The 22,650-nt window shown below is 48.3% G+C and carries 23 protein-coding genes and 1 other RNA gene; all 24 read right to left on the reverse strand.

Annotated elements, in window-relative coordinates; genetic code table 11:
* Window positions 1-58: 58 nt before the first annotated feature.
* The 24 genes from aroF to K8S19_08515 all read right to left on the reverse strand — a co-directional run bounded on the left by aroF (window position 59) and on the right by K8S19_08515 (window position 22,644).
* On the reverse strand, window positions 59-1,078 hold the full coding sequence (aroF, locus tag K8S19_08400; protein ID MCD4813696.1) for a 3-deoxy-7-phosphoheptulonate synthase: 1,020 nt from the start codon (window positions 1,076-1,078) through the stop codon (window positions 59-61).
* Between the two features lie 251 nt (window positions 1,079-1,329).
* Window positions 1,330-1,744: RNase P RNA component class A (gene rnpB, locus K8S19_08405), an RNA gene on the reverse strand.
* A gap of 112 nt (window positions 1,745-1,856) precedes the next feature.
* Window positions 1,857-2,450: a LemA family protein gene (locus tag K8S19_08410; protein ID MCD4813697.1), complete on the reverse strand. Its 594-nt coding sequence runs from the start codon at window positions 2,448-2,450 to the stop codon at window positions 1,857-1,859.
* A gap of 50 nt (window positions 2,451-2,500) precedes the next feature.
* On the reverse strand, window positions 2,501-3,214 hold the full coding sequence (locus K8S19_08415; GenBank protein ID MCD4813698.1) for a TPM domain-containing protein: 714 nt from the start codon (window positions 3,212-3,214) through the stop codon (window positions 2,501-2,503).
* 34 nt (window positions 3,215-3,248) lie between these two features.
* Window positions 3,249-3,965, reverse strand: a complete 717-nt coding sequence (locus K8S19_08420; protein ID MCD4813699.1) for a hypothetical protein — start codon at window positions 3,963-3,965, stop codon at window positions 3,249-3,251.
* Entirely contained in the window at window positions 3,962-4,351 is a 390-nt protein-coding gene (locus K8S19_08425; protein ID MCD4813700.1) for a response regulator, read from the reverse strand. The genes K8S19_08420 and K8S19_08425 overlap by 4 nt, the downstream gene beginning before the upstream one ends.
* Before the next feature lie 123 nt (window positions 4,352-4,474).
* Complete coding sequence (gene fmt / locus K8S19_08430; GenBank protein ID MCD4813701.1) at window positions 4,475-5,461, reverse strand: methionyl-tRNA formyltransferase; 987 nt, start codon at window positions 5,459-5,461, stop codon at window positions 4,475-4,477.
* The gene (def, locus tag K8S19_08435) at window positions 5,458-6,000 is read right to left on the reverse strand and encodes a peptide deformylase (protein MCD4813702.1); all 543 of its coding nucleotides are present in this window, start codon (window positions 5,998-6,000) and stop codon (window positions 5,458-5,460) included. Before def ends, fmt begins: the two co-directional genes overlap by 4 nt.
* Before the next feature lie 436 nt (window positions 6,001-6,436).
* Complete coding sequence (gene priA / locus K8S19_08440; protein MCD4813703.1) at window positions 6,437-8,617, reverse strand: primosomal protein N'; 2,181 nt, start codon at window positions 8,615-8,617, stop codon at window positions 6,437-6,439.
* A 392-nt stretch (window positions 8,618-9,009) separates the two neighbouring features.
* Window positions 9,010-9,846: a hypothetical protein gene (locus tag K8S19_08445; protein ID MCD4813704.1), complete on the reverse strand. Its 837-nt coding sequence runs from the start codon at window positions 9,844-9,846 to the stop codon at window positions 9,010-9,012.
* A gap of 20 nt (window positions 9,847-9,866) precedes the next feature.
* Window positions 9,867-10,841, reverse strand: a complete 975-nt coding sequence (locus K8S19_08450; protein MCD4813705.1) for a VWA domain-containing protein — start codon at window positions 10,839-10,841, stop codon at window positions 9,867-9,869.
* A 37-nt stretch (window positions 10,842-10,878) separates the two neighbouring features.
* Entirely contained in the window at window positions 10,879-11,316 is a 438-nt protein-coding gene (locus tag K8S19_08455; protein MCD4813706.1) for a hypothetical protein, read from the reverse strand.
* An 11-nt stretch (window positions 11,317-11,327) separates the two neighbouring features.
* Entirely contained in the window at window positions 11,328-12,653 is a 1,326-nt protein-coding gene (locus K8S19_08460; protein ID MCD4813707.1) for a hypothetical protein, read from the reverse strand.
* A gap of 200 nt (window positions 12,654-12,853) precedes the next feature.
* Window positions 12,854-13,864 carry a hypothetical protein gene (locus K8S19_08465; GenBank protein ID MCD4813708.1) on the reverse strand — a complete coding sequence of 337 codons (1,011 nt, stop codon included), beginning with the start codon at window positions 13,862-13,864 and terminating at the stop codon, window positions 12,854-12,856.
* Between the two features lie 120 nt (window positions 13,865-13,984).
* Entirely contained in the window at window positions 13,985-15,088 is a 1,104-nt protein-coding gene (locus K8S19_08470; protein ID MCD4813709.1) for a DPP IV N-terminal domain-containing protein, read from the reverse strand.
* 194 nt (window positions 15,089-15,282) lie between these two features.
* On the reverse strand, window positions 15,283-15,984 hold the full coding sequence (locus tag K8S19_08475) for a uracil-DNA glycosylase (protein ID MCD4813710.1): 702 nt from the start codon (window positions 15,982-15,984) through the stop codon (window positions 15,283-15,285).
* Window positions 15,985-16,507: 523 nt separating this feature from the next.
* Entirely contained in the window at window positions 16,508-17,509 is a 1,002-nt protein-coding gene (locus K8S19_08480; protein MCD4813711.1) for a PorV/PorQ family protein, read from the reverse strand.
* Window positions 17,506-19,116, reverse strand: a complete 1,611-nt coding sequence (locus K8S19_08485) for a S8 family serine peptidase (GenBank protein MCD4813712.1) — start codon at window positions 19,114-19,116, stop codon at window positions 17,506-17,508. The genes K8S19_08480 and K8S19_08485 overlap by 4 nt, the downstream gene beginning before the upstream one ends.
* A 77-nt stretch (window positions 19,117-19,193) precedes the next feature.
* Window positions 19,194-20,393: a bifunctional phosphopantothenoylcysteine decarboxylase/phosphopantothenate--cysteine ligase CoaBC gene (coaBC, locus tag K8S19_08490; protein ID MCD4813713.1), complete on the reverse strand. Its 1,200-nt coding sequence runs from the start codon at window positions 20,391-20,393 to the stop codon at window positions 19,194-19,196.
* 4 nt (window positions 20,394-20,397) lie between these two features.
* The gene (locus tag K8S19_08495; protein MCD4813714.1) at window positions 20,398-20,607 is read right to left on the reverse strand and encodes a DNA-directed RNA polymerase subunit omega; all 210 of its coding nucleotides are present in this window, start codon (window positions 20,605-20,607) and stop codon (window positions 20,398-20,400) included.
* Between the two features lie 22 nt (window positions 20,608-20,629).
* Window positions 20,630-21,223: a guanylate kinase gene (gene gmk / locus K8S19_08500; GenBank protein MCD4813715.1), complete on the reverse strand. Its 594-nt coding sequence runs from the start codon at window positions 21,221-21,223 to the stop codon at window positions 20,630-20,632.
* Window positions 21,220-21,510, reverse strand: a complete 291-nt coding sequence (locus K8S19_08505) for a DUF370 domain-containing protein (protein ID MCD4813716.1) — start codon at window positions 21,508-21,510, stop codon at window positions 21,220-21,222. The genes gmk and K8S19_08505 overlap by 4 nt, the downstream gene beginning before the upstream one ends.
* Window positions 21,511-21,520: 10 nt before the next feature.
* A complete protein-coding gene (locus K8S19_08510) occupies window positions 21,521-22,399 on the reverse strand; it encodes a YicC family protein (protein MCD4813717.1) in 879 nt (292 codons plus the stop codon).
* Window positions 22,396-22,644 carry a hypothetical protein gene (locus tag K8S19_08515; protein MCD4813718.1) on the reverse strand — a complete coding sequence of 83 codons (249 nt, stop codon included), beginning with the start codon at window positions 22,642-22,644 and terminating at the stop codon, window positions 22,396-22,398. Before K8S19_08515 ends, K8S19_08510 begins: the two co-directional genes overlap by 4 nt.
* Window positions 22,645-22,650: the final 6 nt, after the last annotated feature.

A 22,650-nucleotide genomic window follows, 5' to 3' on the forward strand; every position in this document is an offset into this window, starting at 1 on the left:
TAAAAGCAATACCGGGTGGTCTGGATCATGCCTGCTTGGAGCTGCAATAGCCCAATGACTATTCCGAAAGGGTGCGCCCCACAGCCGGTGCGATGCGCCGCAGTGCCGCCATCAAGTCGGCGAATTCATCAAATGAGAGTGATTGCTGGCCGTCGACCCAGGCGCGCTCCGGATGGGGATGCATCTCAATGAGCAAACCGTCAGCACCGGCCGCGATCGCCGCTAACGACATCGGAACAACATAATCGCGTTTCCCGGTTCCGTGTGAAGGATCAACCAGCACCGGCAAATGGGTCCTTTCTTTTAATGCCGGAATAATGGTCAGATCAAGCGTGTTTCTGGCAAAATCATTAAAGGTACGGATACCGCGTTCGCATAAAATAACCTGATAATTTCCCTGAGCCATAATATACTCCGCTGACATCAAAAATTCATCAATGCCCGCAGCCATTCCTCTTTTCAACAAAACAGGTTTTTTCTGTTTTCCCGCTGCTTTTAAAAGTTCAAAATTCTGCATGTTGCGGGTGCCAATCTGGAGGATATCCGCCGCCCGGGAGACCGCTGTGACATCGCGCGGATCCAACACTTCGGTGATCACCGGCAGTTTGGTCAGCCGTCTTACTTCTTTGATCATCTGAAGACCTTTCCCCTTCAATCCCTGAAAAGCATAGGGACTGGAACGGGGCTTGAATGCACCGCCCCGCAGGGCATGGGCCTTATTTTTTTTGACCGCTTTGGCAGTGGCGAGCATCATGCCCCGATTTTCAATCGTACAGGGTCCGGCAATCACGGCCAGCTCATTACCACCAACGCTCATCGATCCGGCTTTGACAACCGTCCGCTCCGGTTTGCTTTCCCGGCTGGCTAATTTATAGGGTTTTAAAACAGCCATGACGCTTTCCACGCCGGGAATGGCTTCCAAGGGTTGGCGTTGCAAATTACGTTCGTCGCCGATAACCGCAATCACATTGCGTTCCGTACCTCTCAGCAGATGAGGTACCAGACGCATCTGCTTGATCCGCGCCATCACGGTACGGATTTCCTTCATGGGAATGCCGGGTTTCATAACAATAATCAAAGGGAGCCTCCAAAAAAATGAAATAGGACCTATAGATCATATAGGTCCTATTAAAAAACAAACAAAGAAAAACTGAGCATCCGAACAGCAGACCACAGCTGATTGCAGTTCCGCTGTGCTCTGCTGTTTTTCATATTATGAAAAAAATCAAAAAAACTGAGCATCCGAACAGCAGACCACAGCTGATTGCTTTTGCTGTTCCGCTGATCGGCTTTTCTGCTGTTCCCTGATTTTTTTCATATTATGAAAAAAATCAGAGCAGTCCATAAGCCGAGTTCTGTTTCCCTGTTGCCAGGGATGACGACCATTTATCTGGGACCCTGCTTACGCAGAGCCTCAAGCGACCAACCCGAGGGGACCGTGGGCTGCGGTTCCGGCAAATAAATACCGGCCCCTCCTATTTGGTCTTGCTCCGAATGGGGTTTGCCCTGCCACTTCAGTCACCTGAAGCGCGGTGAGCTCTTACCTCGCCATTTCACCCTTACCCTGCGACCCCTTCGACAAGCTCAGGGATCAACTCAGGGCGGTATATTTTCTGTGGCACTTTCCTTCACGTCGCCGCGACTGGGTGTTACCCAGCATTCTGCCCGGGGAGCTCGGACTTTCCTCCCCTGTAGATACGTTACATTGCAACGTATCTACAGGAGCGGCCGCCTGGACTGCTCCGGCAAATCATCTTCCTGATGGGAAAATAATTTGCCGCAGCCGTCGTAGAGACGTTGCATTGCAACGTCTCTACAATGCCAACCTCTACGTCTCTACATTGGCAACGGTTCTACTATTTATTAAAATCCACTGTAGGGACTTTTTTTGTCTCTTCCGCTGCTTCAAATAATTCCGCTTTTCCAAATTTAAAAAAACCGGCAATCGTGTTTTTGGGAAAAACGCGGATGCTTTGATTGTATTGCTTAACCGTCTCATTATAGCGCATCCGTTCCACCGCGATCCGATTCTCCGTCCCTGCCAATTCGTCCTGCAATTGCCGGAAATTTTGATCTGATTTCAACTGCGGATAGTTCTCCACAATCATAAGCAACCTTCCCAACACTGAAGAAACCTCATTGGCCGCTTTAATCTTGGCGCCCACATTTTGCGCCCCAGCCAATTTGGCCCGGGCATCGGCCACATGCTCGAAAATCCCCTTTTCCTGGGCTGCAAACCCTTTCACCGTATTCACCAAATTGGGAATAAGGTCATTGCGCCGCTGCAACTGGTTCTCCACCTGCGACCAGGCGGTCTTCACCGATTCATCCATTTTTACCAGACTGTTATAACTGCCGATAATGTAAAACACCACCCCCATTAAAACCAGCAGACAAACCGCCAGGATAATACCTAAAAGCGTGAGTAAAGCCAATCCTGATTTTTCCATTTCCAGTCATCCTCCTCAACCAATATTTTCAGGTGAAGACACCTGTTTTTTTACCAACTGCCGCCGACGCCGCCGCCGCCGGAGAACCCGCCGCCAAAACCGCCAAAACCGCCGCCGAAGCCGCCGCCGCCGCTGCCGTAATAACCGCCCGGAATATAGGTGCCGCCAACATACCTGCCGCGCCGCCTTCTAAAACGGGATACAACCGAGAGCGTAATCATAATACCCAGCATTATCAAAGTGCTGTAAGGAAAACCCTTATTACGGCGCGGCACACGCTTGGCAGCCGCACCGGTTAATGTAACACCGGCATCTTTGGCAATATCCTGCGCAATCACCGCCCCCAACATAGCCAAACCCTTGCCCAGCTGACTGGCTTTTAACTGGGGAACCAGATACTGATCACGGTAACGTCCCAGTTTACCGTCCGGCAGAATCCCTTCCAGCCCGTACCCATTGACAATGCGGATACGCCGCTCCTTGAGCGCCAACAAAATCAGGAGTCCGTTATCCTTGTCTTTTTTTCCTATCTGCCAGGCTTTAAACACCGCCATCCCATACGTAAAATCATCAAAAGGTGCAATGGTCGGCATAATTAAATACACCAGCTCCGCACTGGTGGCTTTTTCCAGTCCGGTTGATATCTCGGTCAGTTGCGCCTCCCACTGACTGGAAAGCACATTACCAAAGTCATTGACCCATCCCGTTGGTTTGGGGATATCCGGTTCCACCGGGGTTGCCGCCGTCCATGCCGGAACGGCCATTCCCAAAACAAGTCCTAAAACAAATAGATTTTTTTTAAAGTTGATCAACAATTGCAGCAAGTTTTTGAACCTCAATCATATATTTTTCAAGCAATGTACGCAATCCGGGAACATCCAGTTTGATGGTCCCCAACCGCATTTGGCTGATCGTTTTAAAACAATCCCGGTCAAGACCAAACTGTTCCGCCAATGCCGCCGTGACCTCCTCTTTTTTCACAGGCGGATCAACCTGCTTCAAACGCAGTGCCGTACGGAAAGCGGGAAAATTTGCATTGTGGGCGGATAGAAACAACTGCTTAAGCGCCGGCACACTGTCTTTGATTTCAAGAAATCTCTGTCGAATGCGCATGATGCGCCCCTTGAGTTCATGCTCGCACTCATGCCGTAAATTTTTCGGATCAATCGCCAGCCCGGTAAAAATATCCTCGCCAAAAATCATACGATGTTTTTCCTTGATCTCATAAAATTCTATTGGAAAAACATCTGTCGATGTCTGGATATGTTCGGGTGTCATCAACAAGGGTGCGGTCATTTTGGCAGTTCCCATTTTTTTCACAAACCGGCGCACCGCATCTAAAACAGAAAGATCAATTTTTTTCAACACGACCAAAAGATTTATATCCGAGGATTTGTCCAAATAATCACCCACGGCCGCTGATCCGTATACCAACACCGCGATGACATTTTCACCTAATATTTCCAACAGGGTATTTTTTGCCATATCCAACTGCTTCTCTAAATTTATCATCATGCCTTCTCTTCCTTGGATTTATTCAAATGACGCTCAACATGCCGCACCAAACGCTCCGGGGTACAGGGCTTTACTAAAAAATCATCCGCCCCGCCCTCAGCCGCCAAACGCAAAGCTTCCTGATGAGAAAGGGCGGTCAGAAAAATAACCGGAATATCCTTGGTTTTCGGATTTTCCTTCATAATCTGACAGACTTCATAGCCATTCACCCGGGGCATCATAATGTCTAAAACCATCAAATCCGGATGCTGTCGGGATACTGCCTGAAGCGCTTCCCAACCGCGATGAAATGTCTGAACGTCATATCCCTTGCTTTCCAGAATATCATGAAATAATTCAACAATACTTGGATCATCATCAACGATGATGATACGCTTTTTGGCCACGATTCACACCCTCCTTCAGCTCAGCTTTCGGAGGAACCGAAGGTTCCCCCGACGCAAACGCCGATGCGTTTTGCTGGCCCCTCCTATCCGACTCAGGGGCTTCGCCCCCGAACCCCCCGCTCTCTAATCTTGTAGAGAGCCGCCGAGTATGCTGCCGATTCCGGTTTGATGACCGCAGGTATAGGACTGTGCGGACATTTGTTTGGAATTGGCGCATTGTACGGTCATAACACGGAGCGCGGTTTGCGATCCTGCCGCTACCAGCCACCCGTTTTTATCATCAACTTCCAAAACACTTCCCGGCACCGTCTCTGCGGATACTTCAACCTCACCTAACCGGGTCGCTGTAATTTTTAGATGTTCCTTTTCAATATGTGTAAATGTTCCCGGCCAGGGATTAAATGCCCGCACATGATTATGAATTTCCTGTGCCGTTTTCTTCCAGTCAATCAACCCGTCATCCCGGCCCAACCGGGGTGCCGATGTAGCCTGAGAGGCATCCTGGGGTATTCCGCAACCGGGTCCCTGGACAGCCAACTTTTCAAGCGCTTCTACCATGACCGCGCACCCCATTTGGGATAACCGCTGGTAAAGCTGCGGCGCGGTTTCATCCGGACCGATCACGGTTGATTTTAATACGATCACATCGCCGGCATCAACTTGTTCCGCCATCATCTGTACAGTCACGCCGGTTTTTGATTCACCGTTGGCAATGGCCCATTGAATCGGTGCGGCACCCCGGTATTTGGGAAGCAAAGATGCATGCAAATTCACGCACCCCAACCGGGTCAGCGTAAGGAGTGCCCGCTTGAGAATTTGTCCATACGCAGCCACGACCAGGATATCAGCATCTAACTCACGCAATTGTTGTAAAAATGCTTCATCATTAACTTTTTCCGGCTGAAAAATCTTCAGATTAAGTTCTGCTGCCATCTGCTTGACAGCAGAAACCGCCTCCTTCTGTCCGCGTCCCCGCGGACGGTCCGGCGCTGTCACTACCCCGGCAATGGGAAATCCTTGCGCATGCAGACAACGAAATGCCGGCACACCAAAATCCGGCGTCCCCATCACAACCAGCCGGGGACGTAAAGATTCTCCATCAACATTCATGACACAACCTTTTTTTGCATGAGCAATTGCTTGGTCTGCTTAGCCAGCGCGCGCAACTGCTTGGCAAAGCGCATCCGATAAACCACATTCATTTTTTCTACAAATACAATGGCATCCAAATGATCCAGCTCATGCTGCAAAGCCCTGGCCAGCAAGCCGGTTCCCTTCACTGTAAAACTTTTTCCTTCAATATCCATGGCGCGGATTTCCACTTCTTCAGACCGCTCAACGGGACCATAGATATTCGGAAAAGATAAACAACCTTCGTCCGCCGTATCTTTGGCCTTGCTCTTAGAAACAAGGATCGGGTTTATCATGGCATATTTCTCAGCCGGACCGGACTTTGACGGAATTTCCACCACGAATATTCTTTTTGTAATGCCGACCTGATTGGCTGCCAGACCCAGCCCGTTTTCAGCTGCCATCGTGTTATACATATCGCCAACCAATTTCTTAATCTCATCTGTAATGGCATCCACCGTTTTTGCCTTGGTTTTTAATACAGGATGCCCCCACTTGCATATTTCCAGTATTGCCATAATATCACCTTCTTTTAATAAACTCACACATTATATAACATTCACATCCGGAGTTTCAAGATGCGACTGATCGCCTGCTAAAAAAGGTTTCTCCACGAATCCAGCCTTTTTCTTTCACCAAATAATTTCCTTTAAATATGGGCTTTATTCTACAAAACACATCATATATGTCCAAATTAAAAAATACGGCAGCTAACCATATCGTCCTAAGTGCTGATTTTTAAAGAAAAAAAACGCACCACGAGTTTCAATGAAACGGCAAGGGTCTTTATCGTCAAATCCGGCTCTAGCGTATAGATACAGTATCAGTTTTCCTTTAAAAATCATCACTTAGGACGAATAGCAAACAGTGTGTTTTATAACTTAAACAGCAGTGAACACACACCTGAAAAACCTGCTTGAGCCACTTTCACCTTTTCTTGCAACAATGAAACTATCACAACATGTTCTGCGGATCAACATCAATTATAACGCGCGTCCCGGAGACCGGTCTCATGGAATCCACCACATCCAACAAACGTCTCCTTGCCGCAACGGTCGGACATTTCACCAAAATCTGAAAGCGGTGCTCTTTGGCAACTCTTTCCCTCGGCGACGGTACCGGGCCCAATAGTCTATCGTGCTTTTGTGCAATACGTTTCATCCGGTCGGCAATCACATTGGCCAATTTCAGTGCCGCAGCCGGTTGAACGCCGCGACAAATGATGACCGCCATTCTGGTAAAAGGCGGATAATCCAATTCCCGGCGCTGCTGGATTTCCCGATCAAAAAAAGCTTTGTAATCCTGTTGCTGCGCCAATGCAATCACCGGATGGTTGATCGTATGGGTCTGGGCCAGAACCAATCCCGGCTTGCCGCCCCGCCCGGCGCGACCGGCAACCTGCACCATCAATTGAAAAGTTTTTTCTTCTGCACGAAAGTCAGGTAAATGCAATGCTGTATCCGCAGAAATAATACCCACCAAAGTCACGTTGGGATAATCAATCCCTTTGGCCACCATCTGAGTGCCGATGAGAATATCCGCTTCCCCTTTGCCGAACGAAGCAAATGCTTTTTCCAGGCTTCCCCGCCGCCGCGCAGTATCCTGATCAATACGCAAAACCCGCGCCTGCGGAAAATAATGCTTGAGTTCGGATTCTATCCTTTGCGTTCCTGCGCCGACCAAGCGCACACAAGCAGTTCCGCACTTGGGGCATGCCGGTCTTGCGGATGCTGTATGACCGCAACTATGACACATCAGACGGTCTTGCTCTTGATGATAAACCAGTGAAACACTGCAATCCGGACAAACCAAAACATGCCGGCATGCCGGACACATGACCCACGGAGCAAATCCACGACGGTTCAGAAAAAGAATGCTTTGCTCCCCCGAATCAAGGCGTACTGCCAAGGCGGTAAGCAATGCCTGTGAAAAAATCGGCGGTCCTTGTTTTTCGCTGATTTCCCGGCTCATATCAACGGCTATGACTTCCGGCAGTTGTTTATCATCCACGCGCCTGGGAAGTGAGCATAATTTATATTTTCCCTGCAATGCATTATAATAGGTTTCAATCGCCGGTGTGGCCGAGCCTAATATCAGGACCGCCTTTTGCATTTGCGCCCGTACCACCGCCACATCCCGGGCGTTGTAACGTGGCGTGTCATCCTGCTTAAAGGAAGATTCATATTCCTCATCCACAATAATCAGACCCAATTTTTGAACCGGCGCAAAAACAGCTGATCGAGGTCCCAAAGCTACCCGGGCATGACCTACGCGGAGACGCTGCCAGGCGGTTGCACGCTCTTTAGGTGTCAAGCCCGAGTGCAATAACGCCACCAGATTACCAAAGCGCTCACGAATACGTTTGCAGGTCTGCGGTGTTAACGCGATTTCCGGAACAAGTAATATCGCACCTTGCTCCTGGGATAAAATCTGCGCAATCGCCTGCAGATAGACCTCTGTTTTCCCGCTTCCGGTTACGCCATGTAATAAAAAAGTTTCGAAACATCTCTGGTTTATTGCTTTTACAATTTCATCCAGTGCCGCTGATTGATCCGATGTCAAAACCGGTCCGACCAGCGGCTGGAAGGATTCCAACTCCCCGGGTGTTTCAGCGTATGCCGGAACCACCTGCTTGGTCACCCACTCTTTTTGCAGAAGTTTCCGCAAGGCGGCACTCGCTGCTATCGGCAAATCTTGTAGTAACACGTCACGAGTTTTAGGTCCGGTCTGCAAACGTTCCAAAAGCGTTTGGGCATGACCGCGCAGCGGTTTTTCCAAGTGCAGTTCTTGTTCCTGTGATTGACGGTATTTTTCAATACTGGCCGGCTGTGCCGGACCGGGCAGCATGGCTGCCAGCGCCTCACCCCGGGAACAATGATAATAGGCGCTGATCCAGTTTCCCAGTTTAAGCAATTCGGGTGATAACGCCGGTTCCGAATCCAGTTGTTTGACAACTGAACGAATCGTTCGCACGGTACCCGGGGACACGGTTTCCGTCTCAACCACCACGCCATTGATAACCCGCCTGCCCAATGGAACCGCCACACGAACTCCCGGCAGGACCAGCTGTTTTTCCTTTGTTTGATAGGTTAAATCGGGCAGTCCAGGAACCGGCACTGCAACCTTGATATACATAAATCCACCCGGTAAAAAGCATTTAAAACCGAATAAGCATACGCGCTATCGGAGCGGTTAAGCAAGCGAATAATTTATACGGCTGACGTATAAAAACCATCCACGGCCATATTAAATAACCCGGTCATCAAGAACCGTAACTGGAGACTATTTGTTTTTTACACACGAACACGAAAAATCTCAACAAGTAAACTTTTGTTCATACGTGACACACGATAAAGATTTAACAGAAGAAACCGCCAAACGGTACCCGTAAGTAACGGTCAGCTTGCCTGGCGAATGCCGGGCGACCGTTCCCTACGGCCACCTTCCGACAAGTACACCCGGCTGGACACGCAAAAAAAAAGCAGGGATGCTCAAAAAACATCCCTGCTCAACAAATTATTGATTGCTTAAAAGAAATTTTTCATCAAGTCCTTCACTACGGCAGGTATTTCTTCGGGAATTTCCTCTTGTTTTTGCTTGGTGGATTTCTGTTTTGTCACTGGCGGACGTTTGGTTTTACTCCCGCCGGCCGGAGGTGCCTTCATTGTCTCAACCTTGGTTCCTTTAGGCAGCACAAACATTGATGCCTTAATTTTTTTCCCAAATTTAAGATCTTTTATAATGGTCGTCGTTTCCGCGGCCGGCATCTCCGTGGTCATGAACCCCATATCCATCTTTTGCCGGGGTGTTTTCATGATGCTTTTAAGCGGAAAGTTTTCTTTTTTCCAAACCCACTCCTTGACATCACCTTTGATGGTGCTGTTCATGACCGTGAGCGATGTTTTGTATTCATAGATTGTGCATTTTTTTCCATCCACTTTCCCGGTTCCGGTTTTTTTGGCTTTTTTCCGCTGACGTGCGGATTCAGCAATAATATCCGCGCTCATCATCTGGCCATAGGAAGATTCCATATCCGGTGTGATTTTAATCGCTTTTTTTTCATCCGGCATGTAGATGTATTTCATTTTGCCGTCATCAATAAAAATCACATCTTTGCCATCCTGAGCATTAACTGCTTCCAGACGGTATTTGTCCCCGGAAAACCAGATTTTGCTAAGGGTTGTGTCCGTCTTCCCCTTCTCATCCTTGTGTGTACTTACGGCCGTCCAGCTCGCGTTTTTATGCTTAAAACCGGCATCGCGCATTATCTGCCCGATGCTTTTTGTTTTAGCCTGAACCTGACTGCCAAACCCGGTCAATAAATATACTGCGAGAACAGCAATTCCAACTTTTTGATAATTCATACCTGCTCCTTTCACTGCATTTAAGGTAATGTAATCGAAATGGTTGATGTATACGTGCCCGTGCTGCAACTGTAGGTGACAGTGATCACAATGGTATCACCCGAACGGTACACAAATGACGGCCAGGAAATAAGCAAGGTGTTATTAAAAATCTGAGCAATCCGTGAGTAGATAGTCGCCAATTCAGCAGAGGTGGGCGCTTCATAGTACAGCCCATAGGTCTGAGTCGCGATGCTCTGCAATGTGGTTGAATCAGCACCGCCGAGACCGACTGTATAAATCGGAATACTATTATTTTGTGCATAACCTACAATATCTGTCAGGCTATGCGAACTGGCATTTTCATACCCATCGGTAAATGCAATCACTGCCCGTTGTCCGGACTCCTGCGCTGTATCGGTGAGTCCCATATAGACTGCATCATACAGGGCGGTTGATCCGCCCGCGGTGGTTGGCCCTGTGATAACAGTAGACAATGCACTTTTGTCCGCCGTGTAACTCATCTCACGAACCACGGAGCTCCCGAATTTAATCACTTCACCGCGGTCCGCTGCCTGCATGTTATTCACAAATGTCACTGCGGCATTTTCCATATCGGTAATGTCCTGTGAACCCATGGACCCGGAATAATCCAGCACCAGTGAACTGGAAATACTCTGTCCCGACCCACTGGCTGTAGCCACGGATATTGAACCGGCAGCAATCTGAGTGCCATTGTAGTTGACGGCAAAACTGGCGTTGTTGAAATACGCCGCATTCAAGGCATCGCCGTTTTGATCACGCACGGAAATAAATATCCCCTGATCATTGGCCTGAGAATACCCAGCCGTCACGCTGGACGTTGTGGCATCGCTCGAATTTACCGGTATAGTACCGCCGCCACTGCCGCCACCGGTAATGGGGTCGACCGGGTTGTTAAAACATCCCGCCATGGTAATAAAAAAAACCGCCGCCGCCGCAAAACTCAACCTGACCCATAGATTATTTTTTAACATTACTGCCACCTTCCCTCTCTAAAAATCCACTGCTGCGTTAAAACGAAAAATCTATTCCAGTCACTGCGGCGCCACCGGAAACCGTCACCTCACTGGAATAGGTCAAAAGTGTAATGCCGTCCACAGCTGACACGTCATAAGTGCCGTCCGATACTTGCGATATGGTATATGCCCCATTGCTGACAACTGTGGTTAAATAATAATTATTGCCGTCCACAACATCGGTCGCGACCACCGAAACGGCACCGCTGCTTGAATTGCTGATGGTTCCGCTGATGGAGCCGGAATCCGTCCCCCCGCCAAGGTCACTATCATAGTCATCGACATAACCGTCCACATGTCCTCCGGGACAACCGGAACCGCCGCCACTGGTAACCAATGTCGGCGCGGTCGGAACCTTATAGCACCCGGTTGCTGAAAGCATACCGGCAACCAGGACTGCTCCAAAAATAAATAACAGAACTTTTGATTTCATAATATCAGCTCCTAGAAATTAATGGTGCTGCCAACCAAAAATTTGCTCGCATTTTCCGGTCCGTCAGCCGGTGAAGGCGGCCAGCCAATACCATCCCGGTTCGGGACAAAATACGCAAACTGACCGTAAAACGAGACAATCTCCGAGATCGGGACAGCAGCCCAGAGATCAAATTCCACACCCAGCGCCTCGCCTTCATCATCGGTATCGGAATAGGTCCATAATCCCACACCAGGTTTAACCATCCCAAAATCAAACTCTCCGGTAACCCCTAAAACCAAAACGCCCATATAGCTGTCGATTTTAACGCTGCCGAGATTACCATCCAAATAGGTAAGCGGGCCGGCACCATCCTGAATTTGAGAGAACATCCCCGGTCCGGCTTCAGACAAATTGTTTAAGCTGGCAAAACCGGCTTTGGTATTCAACAATGGATCAGGATCGCCGCCTGTGTAAACAACATGGCCTGCGATTTTAAAAGCAAAATCTTCATTCGACCGCATGGCATAGCCTGCATCGAGTTTCATGCCCAGGGCGGTCGCATCAATGGAATCATCCCCTGCGGTTTTGGCCATACCAAATTGAATACCCACCTGCGCATCCAACCCGAACTTGCCTTTCGAACCGGCCTGCATATCCATGGAGTATTTACCGCCGGCCTGAATCAGCGTATTCACGCTGTCCTCTGATGTGGGCGGGGTCCCGGAGGTGATGGTGATCGGTTCCATCCCCACCAACAAATAACCGCGCAGCCCCATATTTTTGCCAAAAGAAAAATCAGGCACAAACCCGATCAAACTTTCAATGTTACCACCTGTGTTCCAAGGTGTGATCAACTGGGTTCTTGCCAAAAAGAAAAGCAGATCGGTTGTTCCCAGATCAAACCCAAGACTGACTGCGTCATTTTCAAATCCCAACAGCAAATCATCCTTGTCACCAAAAACCTGGCGCCCTAACTTAACATAGAAGGCATCTTGCCGGAATTTGGCAAACAATTCATTTACTTTGATAAAGGGGTAGGTAATATTGGCATAACCGGGTTTTTCAACATCCAAATACAACCCGAAATTCTTTTGCTTAAAAACATTGGCCACAACAATCTGATAAACCGGGTAAAAATACCAATCGGATGACTCGATAAAATTCGCATTTGTCATATTAAACATTTTAATATCAATACTGCCGTCAAAAGCAAATCCCGGTTTCATGGTATCAATTAACCGGGAAGGTGATACATCTTGTTGAATAACAGTCTTGGTTGTTTTTTTTGCTTCTGCGAGATTCATCCCGCCCATCAATAAAAACAGCGCCGTTATGGCAATCAATCCTTTTTTCATGTTCTTTTTCATCCCCCTTTTATTTTTTTATATGCAAGCCAAACTTTTCTTCAATAATAAAGAATATTTCCTGCTTTTCTTTTACTCGATCTATTGCGGATAACATCGTGTATCTTGTTGGGAATCGTGCGTAATAGTCAGTTTACAATATTTTATAGGCGCGTCAAGCGGATAAAATAAAAAAAATATTTTATAGTATATCAGTACTCCTGCACCCCAATTTTTATCTCGTCAAAACGTGTTCCGGTCCCCGGAGTACTGCTTTGCACAATAAGTTCGATGAAAAAAGATTTCGGGCTTGACCAGCCGGTAATTGCATCAATGTCAATATTGTGGGCACCCACGCCCAATCCAGATGCAACCTGGATCCGGTCACCGGCTCCGTCATTGACCCAAATTTCATTTCCAGTCGATGCATCGACATTGGTAATGACCACTCGCATATGAGCATAGGTATCAATATCAAAATTAGTAAATGTATTGGATGCTGCGTAACCCCATGTCGCTGAATCGGCCGGCTGATATAAAAGATCAACTTTCCCTGTGCCGTCTCCAGTCATTTCCACATTGTAAACATTGAACCATCCCGGATGCGGATTGCCGGTCAACCTAAAATGATCCACCATGCCGTTGGTATTTTGGTTATAAAATTGAATCTCATCAAACCGGGTTCCTGTTCCCGGCGTCGAACTTTGAACAATCAATTCAACAAAAAACGACTTTGGACTGGTCCATCCCGTAGCTGATTGAACATCAACATCATGCTCGCCAACACCCAGTCCTGCTGAAACCTGCACACGATCACCGGCGCCGTCATTGACCCAAATCTCATTTCCGGTTGACGCATCGACATTGGTCACAACCACGCGCATATGCGGCATTGCCTCGATGTCAAAATCAGTAAATGTATTGGATGTTGCGTAGCCCCACGTGGCTGAATCGGTCGGTTGATATAAAAGGTCTGCTTTTCCTGTGCCGTCACCAACTAATTGGGCATTATACACATTGAACCATCCCGGATGGGGGTTACCGGATTCACGAAAGTGTTCCAGTACAGATACTCCAGTCGGTGGCGGCCCACCACCCACAAAAGTAACTGTAATATTGTACATCAGTGCAGAGGCGGCTTGTACGCTCCCCGCAATACTTAGAATACCACCTATCAAAAAAGCTATTTTTAAAATCGACAATCGCTTCATCCGGCAAGTCATTGGCGCACCTCAAAAAAATCGGTAAAGTTCCATCAATTATTAGACAACCCCAAGGAAATAATTATTTCAATATTTTTCATATTTTTCAAGGGTTTTTAGAAAAAATATGGTGGGAATGCGTTACCGCCAGCTGGGCACAACATTATCGTAATAGCTCTTGGTCACATTGCGCACATGCTTACCATCTGTATCCATGATAAAAATATTCCAGGCATTTTCCCACCGGGCCACATAGGCAATTTTGCTTCCGTCAGGGGAAAACAGCGGATCATCTTTGTCCATCTGGTCATCGGTAATTCGATAATATTTCCGCCAGGCGAGATCATACATATAAAGCTGGCGGGTTTTTTTCTCAAGACTGTTGCAGGAAAAAACCAGTTTATTTCCCAGAGGTGAAAAAACCGGATCACCCTGATAGGTCAAGTCATCATTTTTAATCAAAGCCCGGCTCTTCTTCTCCAGTAAGTCATAAATAAAAATTTCACTGCGGTTGTTCATGGTGGATTCAAAGGAAACCCACCGGCCATTCGGTGAAAAACCATAGCCATGGCTGTGCCCAAACGCCCGGGTTAGCTGCCTTGGTTTGGAACCATCGGCGTTCATCATACCCAATTCAGCGGATTCATCTTTGTGCAGCGTAAATAAAATTTGGCTGTCATTGGGACTCCAAAACGGATTGGTTTTGTCCGCACCACCCCGGGTAATTTGTTTGACGGCACGGGTCTTCAAATCAAGTATATAAATTTGATAGGTACCGGAACGATTGGAAGAAAAAGCCAGCTCGGTCCCGTTATAAGAAAAATGTGGATCACGGTCAAAAAATTTGGATTCATGGAGCTGCTCGACTGTTCTCCCGTTGGCATCCATCATATAAAGTTGATAATGCCTGCCGTTCCCCCGGTTAGAAGCAAATGCAATTTTCCGTAAAATACCGCCACCCGCGGGTGTGGGTGTCGGCATAGGTGTATTTTCAATCACGGGTGGATAACCGGCCTGTTCAGTAATATAAAGTGCTTTGGGTTTGGTCACCATTTTAAGCAATGGCGCCTGCGAGGGCATAAAAATAGCCTTGGCTGTCGTTTGCGTTGTATTCACTTTCGTGATTGATGACGTGGGTGGTCCAAAAATAAATACCAGCAAGATGATTAAAAGCGCAAATAACATCAAGGTTCTAAGAAACGTTCCATCGTCATCAAAAGGTGATGATCCAAACTTGATTTTCAAGCTTGTCCTCCAGGCTATTTTGTGTTTCTTAGATGATAGTACCCCTTATAGTGTATTTGTCAATCAAATAAATACATTTATTTTGTAATAAAAGTAGTTACGCGCAATACTTCAAGTACTATTTTGCGCTTTCTAAAAAATACGCTTATTTTAAAAGGAATAAACGGTAAAAAAAACCTGACATTATTCCGGCATTACCCTGATTTTAAAAGTAAAGCAATGTGTTTCATATCCTGCCAGACATATTTTTTATTTTGCGGACGATAAAGCAATGCTGCAGGATGGTAGGTCGGAACAACCGGGATACCCTGATAGGTGTAAATTTTACCACGCAGTGTACCAATCGGTTCTTTTGTCTGCAAAAGCACCTGTCCGGCAAATGCACCGAGTGCACAGATCACCTTGGGTTTTATTAAATCCAGCTGTATTTTCAAAAAAGACTGACATGCTTCAATTTCCACAGACGAAGGATTGCGGTTTCCCGGCGGACGGCATTTCAAAACATTGCAGAGATAGACTTCTTCTCTTTTGAGTCCGATGGATTCAATAATCTTGGTCAGTAAGTTCCCCTCCTCTCCCATAAAGGGACGGCCGCTTTTATCTTCATCCAATCCCGGCGCCTCACCCACAAAAACCAATTGTGCTGAAGGATCTCCTTCACCAAACACCACATTCCGCCGTGAACCAGCCAGCTCACATTGCTTACAATTTTTCACCTGCGCATAGAGTTTTTGAAATCCATCCTGTTCTTTGGCTGCGGGTTGCAGGATGCGGCTGGGGGATGTCTTACCTGTCCGGAAAAACGAAATAATATTATCACCGCGGTTAATCTGTGCAGCAATATTTTTTTTCATCCGGCGAATTGAGTCCAGTAATTCATTCTTGAGTTGTGACATAGCCATCCCTTTTCATCATTCTTATCTTAACCAGTCGATCCTGAAAAAGTCAAATCGGAACCCATTTCCCGATGAAGTCTGGTCAGACGATTGAGCGAGTACGCTGCCAGGCATTGCCCGGCGGACTTGCCCGGCGAATGCCGGGTGCCGGGATTTGGATGATACACTAACACCTCGCCTTCGTGGCTACTATTTAAGTATCTATCCTCATCCCCATTCTGTACTTTGTCCTTTGGCAGTTCACGCGATCAATCGTCTGAGTAGGGAATGGTCGCGACCATTCCCTACTATCGGTTGAGGCCTGTGCGTATTGTTTCACGCCTATGCTGCAAATGGGCAATACAATAATACGGGGACATACAAATGGTATGCTACAACAAATCAAAAACCGTAAAAACATTTACAGTCCACACCCATGCAGCTTATTCGTCCAACAACACGCACAGGTCTTTTTTACTATTTCTTCACTACTTTCAACACTTTTCATGTTTTTCAGAATCGGCTAATTATTCTACACAATACCCTATCCGGGCAATAAATTAATCACCAGCGACAGCAAGTGCGTCAGGCCCATACCGGCCGACGCTTCCCCTGCCAATGCATAATCCAGTTGTACAATTGCCAAATCTTTTAAAAGAAAGCCGTACCCCGCGCCCAGTGTCCATTGACCTGAATCCAGACCTGCCCGAACCGCCAGGCGGGGAATAAATTGATACTCTACCCCAAGCTGATAATGAAACTCCCGAAAAGCCCCGGCAGCATGGAAAAATTCCCCGCCCAAATCAACTGCCACAAGCAGTTTGTTTTCCAGCATCCGATGCAGAACTCCGGCACGCAACAGCATGGGAAGCCGGTCCAGATAATCTCCCGGCCATTGAATCGTACTATACACGTCCTGCATCATCAAACCCCACTGCCAGTGGGGTGTTACTTTTTGAAAAATCGCCAAATCCATCCCCAGGCCATTGCCGGACACCTCATCCAGGGAATGGGTTATTATTTTAATATTCGCACCCAGACTTAAACCTGCGGGGGTTTTTGCCGCAGCGGAAAAAAGATAGGTGTCTTGCATATCCTTAAATGTATAGTCCGCTTCCGGACGGTTAAACGTCCGCGCTTCGATATCATCGCCGGCGGAAAAACTGACCCAGCTGGCGCCGAAAGCGTACCTGCCTCCGTCCTGTCGTATCCCGGGATAAATAAAATTAAGAAAATTCCAGGATCGATCCCATTCCAAAATACCGGTTTGTGAGGCAATGCTGATCGCTTCTAAAAAAGGCAAGGCTGCCGGATTCCAGTAAGCAACTGTGGCATCATCCGCCAATGCGGTTCCGGCATTACCCATGCCCATAGCACGCGCCCCAATACCCTCGCGCAGATAAGCGGCTGCTTGGCCGGCTGCATAAACCTGCGAAATACACGGACCATAGCTGCTACCGGCTATCACGATCAGTCCCAGTGCTGCCGCGATCAGTCGCCGCACCGGCAGTCGTTGCTTGCGATGTATGCTTGATTGCCTGGTCATTGATTTAATACCGCAATCTTATTTTCATAAATTTCACCATTCACATCCAACCGGTAGAAATAGATACCGTTGGCGACCCAATCGCCCTGGTTGTCATGTCCGTCCCAGACAAGCGTGGCGCCGGGATAGACCACACTCCCTGAGACTGTCTGCGTATACACCAAATGTCCCATGGCATCCAAAATGGTCAATTTCACCACGCCGCCTGCCTGCTCTGCCGGGATCATGATCTCGGTTTTTTCCCCTCTGGCCGGTTGAAACGGGTTGGGAAAATTATAACTTGACCGTCCGGTTTTTTTCAGAACATAGGTGGTTGTATTGCGCAGCGCCTGGTAAACATTCACCTGACCCCATCCTAATTGCCGGTTCCACCCGTCCGGATCATTTACCAGACTGCCGGTCTTGGTCGCTGTCATGCATAGCCGGTTTTTGACTTCGTCCGGCGCCAGGTCCGAATTTTGTATTAACAGCAGTGCGGCCGCGCCAGCTACAACCGGCGATGCCATGGAGGTGCCGTATGAATAGGCGTAGGAATCGTCTGCCATAAAATAAGTACTCAACAACATGGTTGCATTATTTCCGCTATCGTGCCCACCCGGCGCGGCAATGTCTACATAGTCATGATACTCTGAATAATCCGCCCAGGCGCCGGTACTTGTCGTCGCTGCCACAGCAATCACCGAAGGATATGCTGCCGGGTAAAATATCGGATTACCTTCCTGGGCAAAATTCCCGGCTGATGCAACAACCACGCAGCCTTGCTGATACGCATAGTCAACTGCATCCTGCAGCGTCTTACCCATTGCATCACTGCCAAAACTCAAATTCAAAACCCGGGCACCATGGTCCACAGCCCAAATAATTCCGCCGGCAATATCCGAATCAAAACCAACGCCGTCACTATCCAGCGCTTTGATCGGCATTAATTGAATACTCCCATCACATGCTGTGCCTGCAATCCCGATCGTGTTATGCGTCGTCGCACCGATAATCCCGGCCACATGAGTCCCGTGGCCTTCATCATCGTTTGCATTGCCGTTTAAATTGACATAGTCTCTTCCGGTTACCAATTGCGCACTTAGATCCTGATGATCCAAACGAATACCGCTGTCCACAATGGCGATGATGATTGTATTCCCACTGGGGATCAATCCTTCGGCAAAAGCACGATCCGCTGCCACAGCTTCCAGCCACCATTGACTCCCGTTTTGGTAAAAAGCATCATTCGGCCCATTGGTAAGCGGCGCAGTTGCAATCCGCCGGTAATTAGGTTCAATATACTCAACCAGCGAAGACTGCTGTAATGTCTTGAGCACCTGCTGCAGCGTATTGGGATCAGCAAGCTGCCATTGTCCTACACCAAGCCGCTCTGAAATAGTGGATATTTTTTTTCCATAAGGGGACAGCAAGGCCTGCTGCAACACCTTCTTTTCTTTCGTCTGAAGTCCCAAGGACTGCGCTGCATGAACAATACTTTCCTCGCTTAATTGACTTTTAAATTTTATCAGCAGCTCGCCCGGTTTGTATGAGGAAGCCCATGACGCACCGGCTAGCAAAAACAACACTGCGATCATGATGATGAAAGGCATACCTTTTTTCATAGTCATACTACAGACGTCCTTTTGTTTTTTTCACCCTGCTTTAATCATCCTGCGCCCAGCCGGGCGAATACATGAATTCGCCCCTACTGTTCCAATTTGATCATTTTCCCGATCCGGTCACAGATCAATCCGGCAACCGCATCCTTGGACTGGCGTTCAAATAATTCCACGCTATCCTCCCGGTCAATACAAAAAATTTGCGCAGTATCCGCCGCAAAAGCATCTTCCGGTCCGGATGCCTGATTGGCGATCATGAGATCACAATTTTTAGCCTTCCGCTTGGCAATGGCCGCTGCCTCAATATTTTCCGATTCCGCCGCAAACCCAACCAGAAGCTGGTGCTGTTTCTTCGCGCCCATCTCCTTTAAAATATCCGGATTGGGTTCCAGCTTAATCCGATCAGGCATCTGATTCTTTTTAATTTTACCCACAATATTTTCTGCCGGTTTAAAATCCGCGACCGCCGCCGCCGCAATCACAATATCTGTTTGCAAAAACACCTGCATGGCGGCAGCATGCATTTCCTTGGCCGTGCCAACCAAAATACATTCAACACCCCCAGGTGATTCCAATGCCACAGGTCCGGAAATAAGCGTTACGCATGCACCCCGGCGCTGCGCTTCCTGCGCTAAAGCGTATCCCATTTTCCCGGTTGATCGATTGGATAAATAGCGAATGCCATCCCAAGGCTCGCGGGTCGGTCCGGCAGTAACAAGCACTTTTTTCCCGGCCAGCGGACCGGTCGGTACCAGCATATCGCTGACTTGGTTAAAAATAACTTCCAACCCGGCCAAACGGCCTTTGCCCTGTTCCAGACAAGCCAATTCGCCTGAAGCAGGCTGGACCCAGTGGTGCCCAAAACGTGTGAGTTTTTGAATGTTTTCCTGTGTCGCTGGATTTTCCCACATACGGGTATTCATGGCAGGCGCCCAGAGAATCGGCGCAATGGTATCCAACACCAGCGCAGATAATAAATCATCGGCACGCCCCCGGGCAACCCTGGCGATGGTATCCGCAGTCGCAGGTGCGATGAGCACCAGCTCCGCCCATTGGGCCAAAGAAATATGCGGCACCGGAGATGCCGGGTCGGCAAACAGAGATGTTACCACCGGCCTGCGGGTAATGGTCCGAAATGTCAACGGGGTGATAAATTGTTGCGCATTCCCGGTCATAACCACTGTGACATCCGCTTCCGCCTTGATTAATTTCCTGGCCAGCTCGGCGGCTTTGTATGCGGCAATACTTCCGGTCACCCCCAGAAGTATACGCCGACCTTTTAACATCGGATTATTCCTTTGGTCTGATTGCGACGTGGCTGGTAAGATCGTTCTGCTCAATATACTCGTTCAACGCCACCCGGGTAATTTTATCCCCACCGGTATTTTCCTCATTGACGCCGTCATTGGCCAGCCGACGGGCAATAACCGACATCCGCAACACTGCCTCATATTTGCTTCCCACTTTATCCACAATTTTTTCCAGATCCAAAGTATTCATACGACGTACTCCTTTTGTTCTTTTATTTTTTCCGGGTTCTGCGTTTTACGCTTACCCGCAATCGTTCAGCGATTAAAATCGCCTTTATCTGCGCAACCGCTTCTTCCAAACGATTGTTCACAACCGAATAATCATAATCCTTCACAAATTTCATTTCCCAACGGGCATTTTTCAGCCGCTGCGCAATAGTCCCGCGATCGTCTGTGCCTCTGAACCTCAAGCGTTTTTCCAGCACCTGAAAAGACGGTGGTTGAATAAAAATCAAAACCGCCTCCGGGTCAAGCCGTCTGACCGTCAAGCCGCCCTGAACATCAATCACCAACGCAACATCTTTGCCCAACTTTCGCTGCCGGGCGACTTCCTGCTTTAGCGTCCCATAATAGTGTCCATGAACTTCGGCCCACTCTAAAAACTTTCCCGCCTGTATATCGCGTTTAAAAACCGCTTTGTCCCGATAATAATAATCACGGCCATGACGCTCACGCCCCCGGCGCTCACGGGTGGTGGCGGAAATACTGCGGACGATTTTTTTGTCCCGCTTTAAAAGCCGGTCGCAGATGGTTGTCTTACCGCTGCCGGAAGGTGCTGAAATGACAATGAGTCTTCCGCGCTTCATTGTTTTTTATTCCGTCCCCGGTTTTCCGTCCCGGTCTCCGTTGTGCCATTGCCGTAAAATCGCTGGGATAGGGTCTCGGGTTGGAGTGCCGAAAGCACAACATGATCTGAATCCATCACCAGAACCGCCCGGGTACGCCGCCCATGGGTGGCGTCAATCAATTTTCCATTGGCATGCGCTTCCTCACGCAGCCGTTTCACCGGTGATGAGTCGGGCGCAATAATAGCGATGATGCGCCAGGCTGCAAGACTGCTGCCGTAACCAATTGGTATCAGTGTTGTTTCCATCCCCCACCTGTTATTCTAAATTCTGTACCTGCTCACGAATTTTCTCTATTTCTTCTTTCACACTCACCACATGCTGCGCCAATATCGCATCATTGACCTTGGCGCCAATCGTGTTGATCTCGCGGTTCATTTCCTGGATAAGAAAATCCAACCGCCTCCCGACCGGTTCCTTGCTCTGAATAAAAGAACCAAACTGCGCCAGATGTGATCCCAGCCGCACGATTTCCTCAGTCACGTCGGAACGCACGTGTTTTATGATGACTTCCTGCGTAATTTTCCGCGCCTCATTGCCATCCGTATTAATCCATGAAGAAATTTTCTTATACAATCGTTGCTCCTGCAGCTTGAGGGCAACGCGAAACCGTTGCTGAATTTGCTGAAGAGTTTTCCGGATTAATCCCAACCGCAACCGGATATCCTGGGTCAGGCGTTTACCTTCCACGCGTCGCATAATCGCAAGGCGCTTCAAAGCCTGCTGCAGGGCCTTCTCTACCAACGGGCTCACCACATTGGTTTGAACCGGCCGCTCCTCAACCCGCACCACATCGGGGAGCCTTGCCAAAAGCGGTAAATCCGGGCGGCCTTTCAAATTCAAGCGTACGCCTGCGCGGCTCAATGCACGCATGTATTTCGCCGCCAAATCAACATCCACCACCGGCTCCCGGGTCCCGGCGACCGGCGACAATAAATGCACATAGACCTCCGCGCGGCCGCGACGGATCACGTCGCGCAAACGCTTTTTCATTTCCGATTCCAATTCCCACAAACCGCCCGGCAATTTGATAATTGCTTCAAAATGCCGGTGATTCACGGTCTTCACTTCAATGGCAACCGCCATTTTTCCATGACGCGCCTCACCCCGGCCATACCCGGTCATACTGGTAATCATGCAGACTCCTCAGATGACTTTTTTTCCATAAAACGGTTGATCACCGCCGCAACCAATAATCCGGCACTTAAAAAAATGAATACATAAATAAGTATGACCCGCATTACTGCCGGATTAAGCGGCTGTAATGACAAAATCGTGATGATGGTTATTGCCGCCAATACAAAAATCCCCAGCAACGCTACGCGAATGGAAAATTCCGGGGTTCCTGCTTTGATTTTTCCCTTACTATTTGGAGAAGGCATTCGATT

The organism is bacterium (genome assembly GCA_021108215.1).
GTDB lineage: Bacteria > Oederibacteriota > JAAXVQ01 > JAAXVQ01 > JAUVAV01 > JAIORK01.

What these genes read in the sequence shown, in the direction of transcription:
- K8S19_08420 (MCD4813699.1), bottom strand. Translation starts at nt 3,965, where the DNA reads ATGATGATAAATTTAGAGAAGCAGTTGGATATGGCAAAAAATACCCTG.
- K8S19_08495 (MCD4813714.1), bottom strand. Translation starts at nt 20,607, where the DNA reads ATGAATACTTTGGATCTGGAAAAAATTGTGGATAAAGTGGGAAGCAAA.
- def (MCD4813702.1), bottom strand. Translation starts at nt 6,000, where the DNA reads ATGGCAATACTGGAAATATGCAAGTGGGGGCATCCTGTATTAAAAACC.
- K8S19_08465 (MCD4813708.1), bottom strand. Translation starts at nt 13,864, where the DNA reads ATGACTTGCCGGATGAAGCGATTGTCGATTTTAAAAATAGCTTTTTTG.
- fmt (MCD4813701.1), bottom strand. Translation starts at nt 5,461, where the DNA reads ATGAATGTTGATGGAGAATCTTTACGTCCCCGGCTGGTTGTGATGGGG.
- K8S19_08415 (MCD4813698.1), bottom strand. Translation starts at nt 3,214, where the DNA reads ATGGCCGTTCCGGCATGGACGGCGGCAACCCCGGTGGAACCGGATATC.
- K8S19_08485 (MCD4813712.1), bottom strand. Translation starts at nt 19,116, where the DNA reads ATGACTATGAAAAAAGGTATGCCTTTCATCATCATGATCGCAGTGTTG.
- K8S19_08410 (MCD4813697.1), bottom strand. Translation starts at nt 2,450, where the DNA reads ATGGAAAAATCAGGATTGGCTTTACTCACGCTTTTAGGTATTATCCTG.
- K8S19_08510 (MCD4813717.1), bottom strand. Translation starts at nt 22,399, where the DNA reads ATGATTACCAGTATGACCGGGTATGGCCGGGGTGAGGCGCGTCATGGA.
- K8S19_08460 (MCD4813707.1), bottom strand. Translation starts at nt 12,653, where the DNA reads ATGAAAAAAGGATTGATTGCCATAACGGCGCTGTTTTTATTGATGGGC.
- K8S19_08480 (MCD4813711.1), bottom strand. Translation starts at nt 17,509, where the DNA reads ATGACCAGGCAATCAAGCATACATCGCAAGCAACGACTGCCGGTGCGG.
- K8S19_08475 (MCD4813710.1), bottom strand. Translation starts at nt 15,984, where the DNA reads ATGTCACAACTCAAGAATGAATTACTGGACTCAATTCGCCGGATGAAA.
- priA (MCD4813703.1), bottom strand. Translation starts at nt 8,617, where the DNA reads ATGTATATCAAGGTTGCAGTGCCGGTTCCTGGACTGCCCGATTTAACC.
- K8S19_08445 (MCD4813704.1), bottom strand. Translation starts at nt 9,846, where the DNA reads ATGAATTATCAAAAAGTTGGAATTGCTGTTCTCGCAGTATATTTATTG.
- K8S19_08505 (MCD4813716.1), bottom strand. Translation starts at nt 21,510, where the DNA reads ATGGAAACAACACTGATACCAATTGGTTACGGCAGCAGTCTTGCAGCC.
- gmk (MCD4813715.1), bottom strand. Translation starts at nt 21,223, where the DNA reads ATGAAGCGCGGAAGACTCATTGTCATTTCAGCACCTTCCGGCAGCGGT.
- K8S19_08455 (MCD4813706.1), bottom strand. Translation starts at nt 11,316, where the DNA reads ATGAAATCAAAAGTTCTGTTATTTATTTTTGGAGCAGTCCTGGTTGCC.
- coaBC (MCD4813713.1), bottom strand. Translation starts at nt 20,393, where the DNA reads ATGTTAAAAGGTCGGCGTATACTTCTGGGGGTGACCGGAAGTATTGCC.
- K8S19_08450 (MCD4813705.1), bottom strand. Translation starts at nt 10,841, where the DNA reads ATGTTAAAAAATAATCTATGGGTCAGGTTGAGTTTTGCGGCGGCGGCG.
- K8S19_08515 (MCD4813718.1), bottom strand. Translation starts at nt 22,644, where the DNA reads ATGCCTTCTCCAAATAGTAAGGGAAAAATCAAAGCAGGAACCCCGGAA.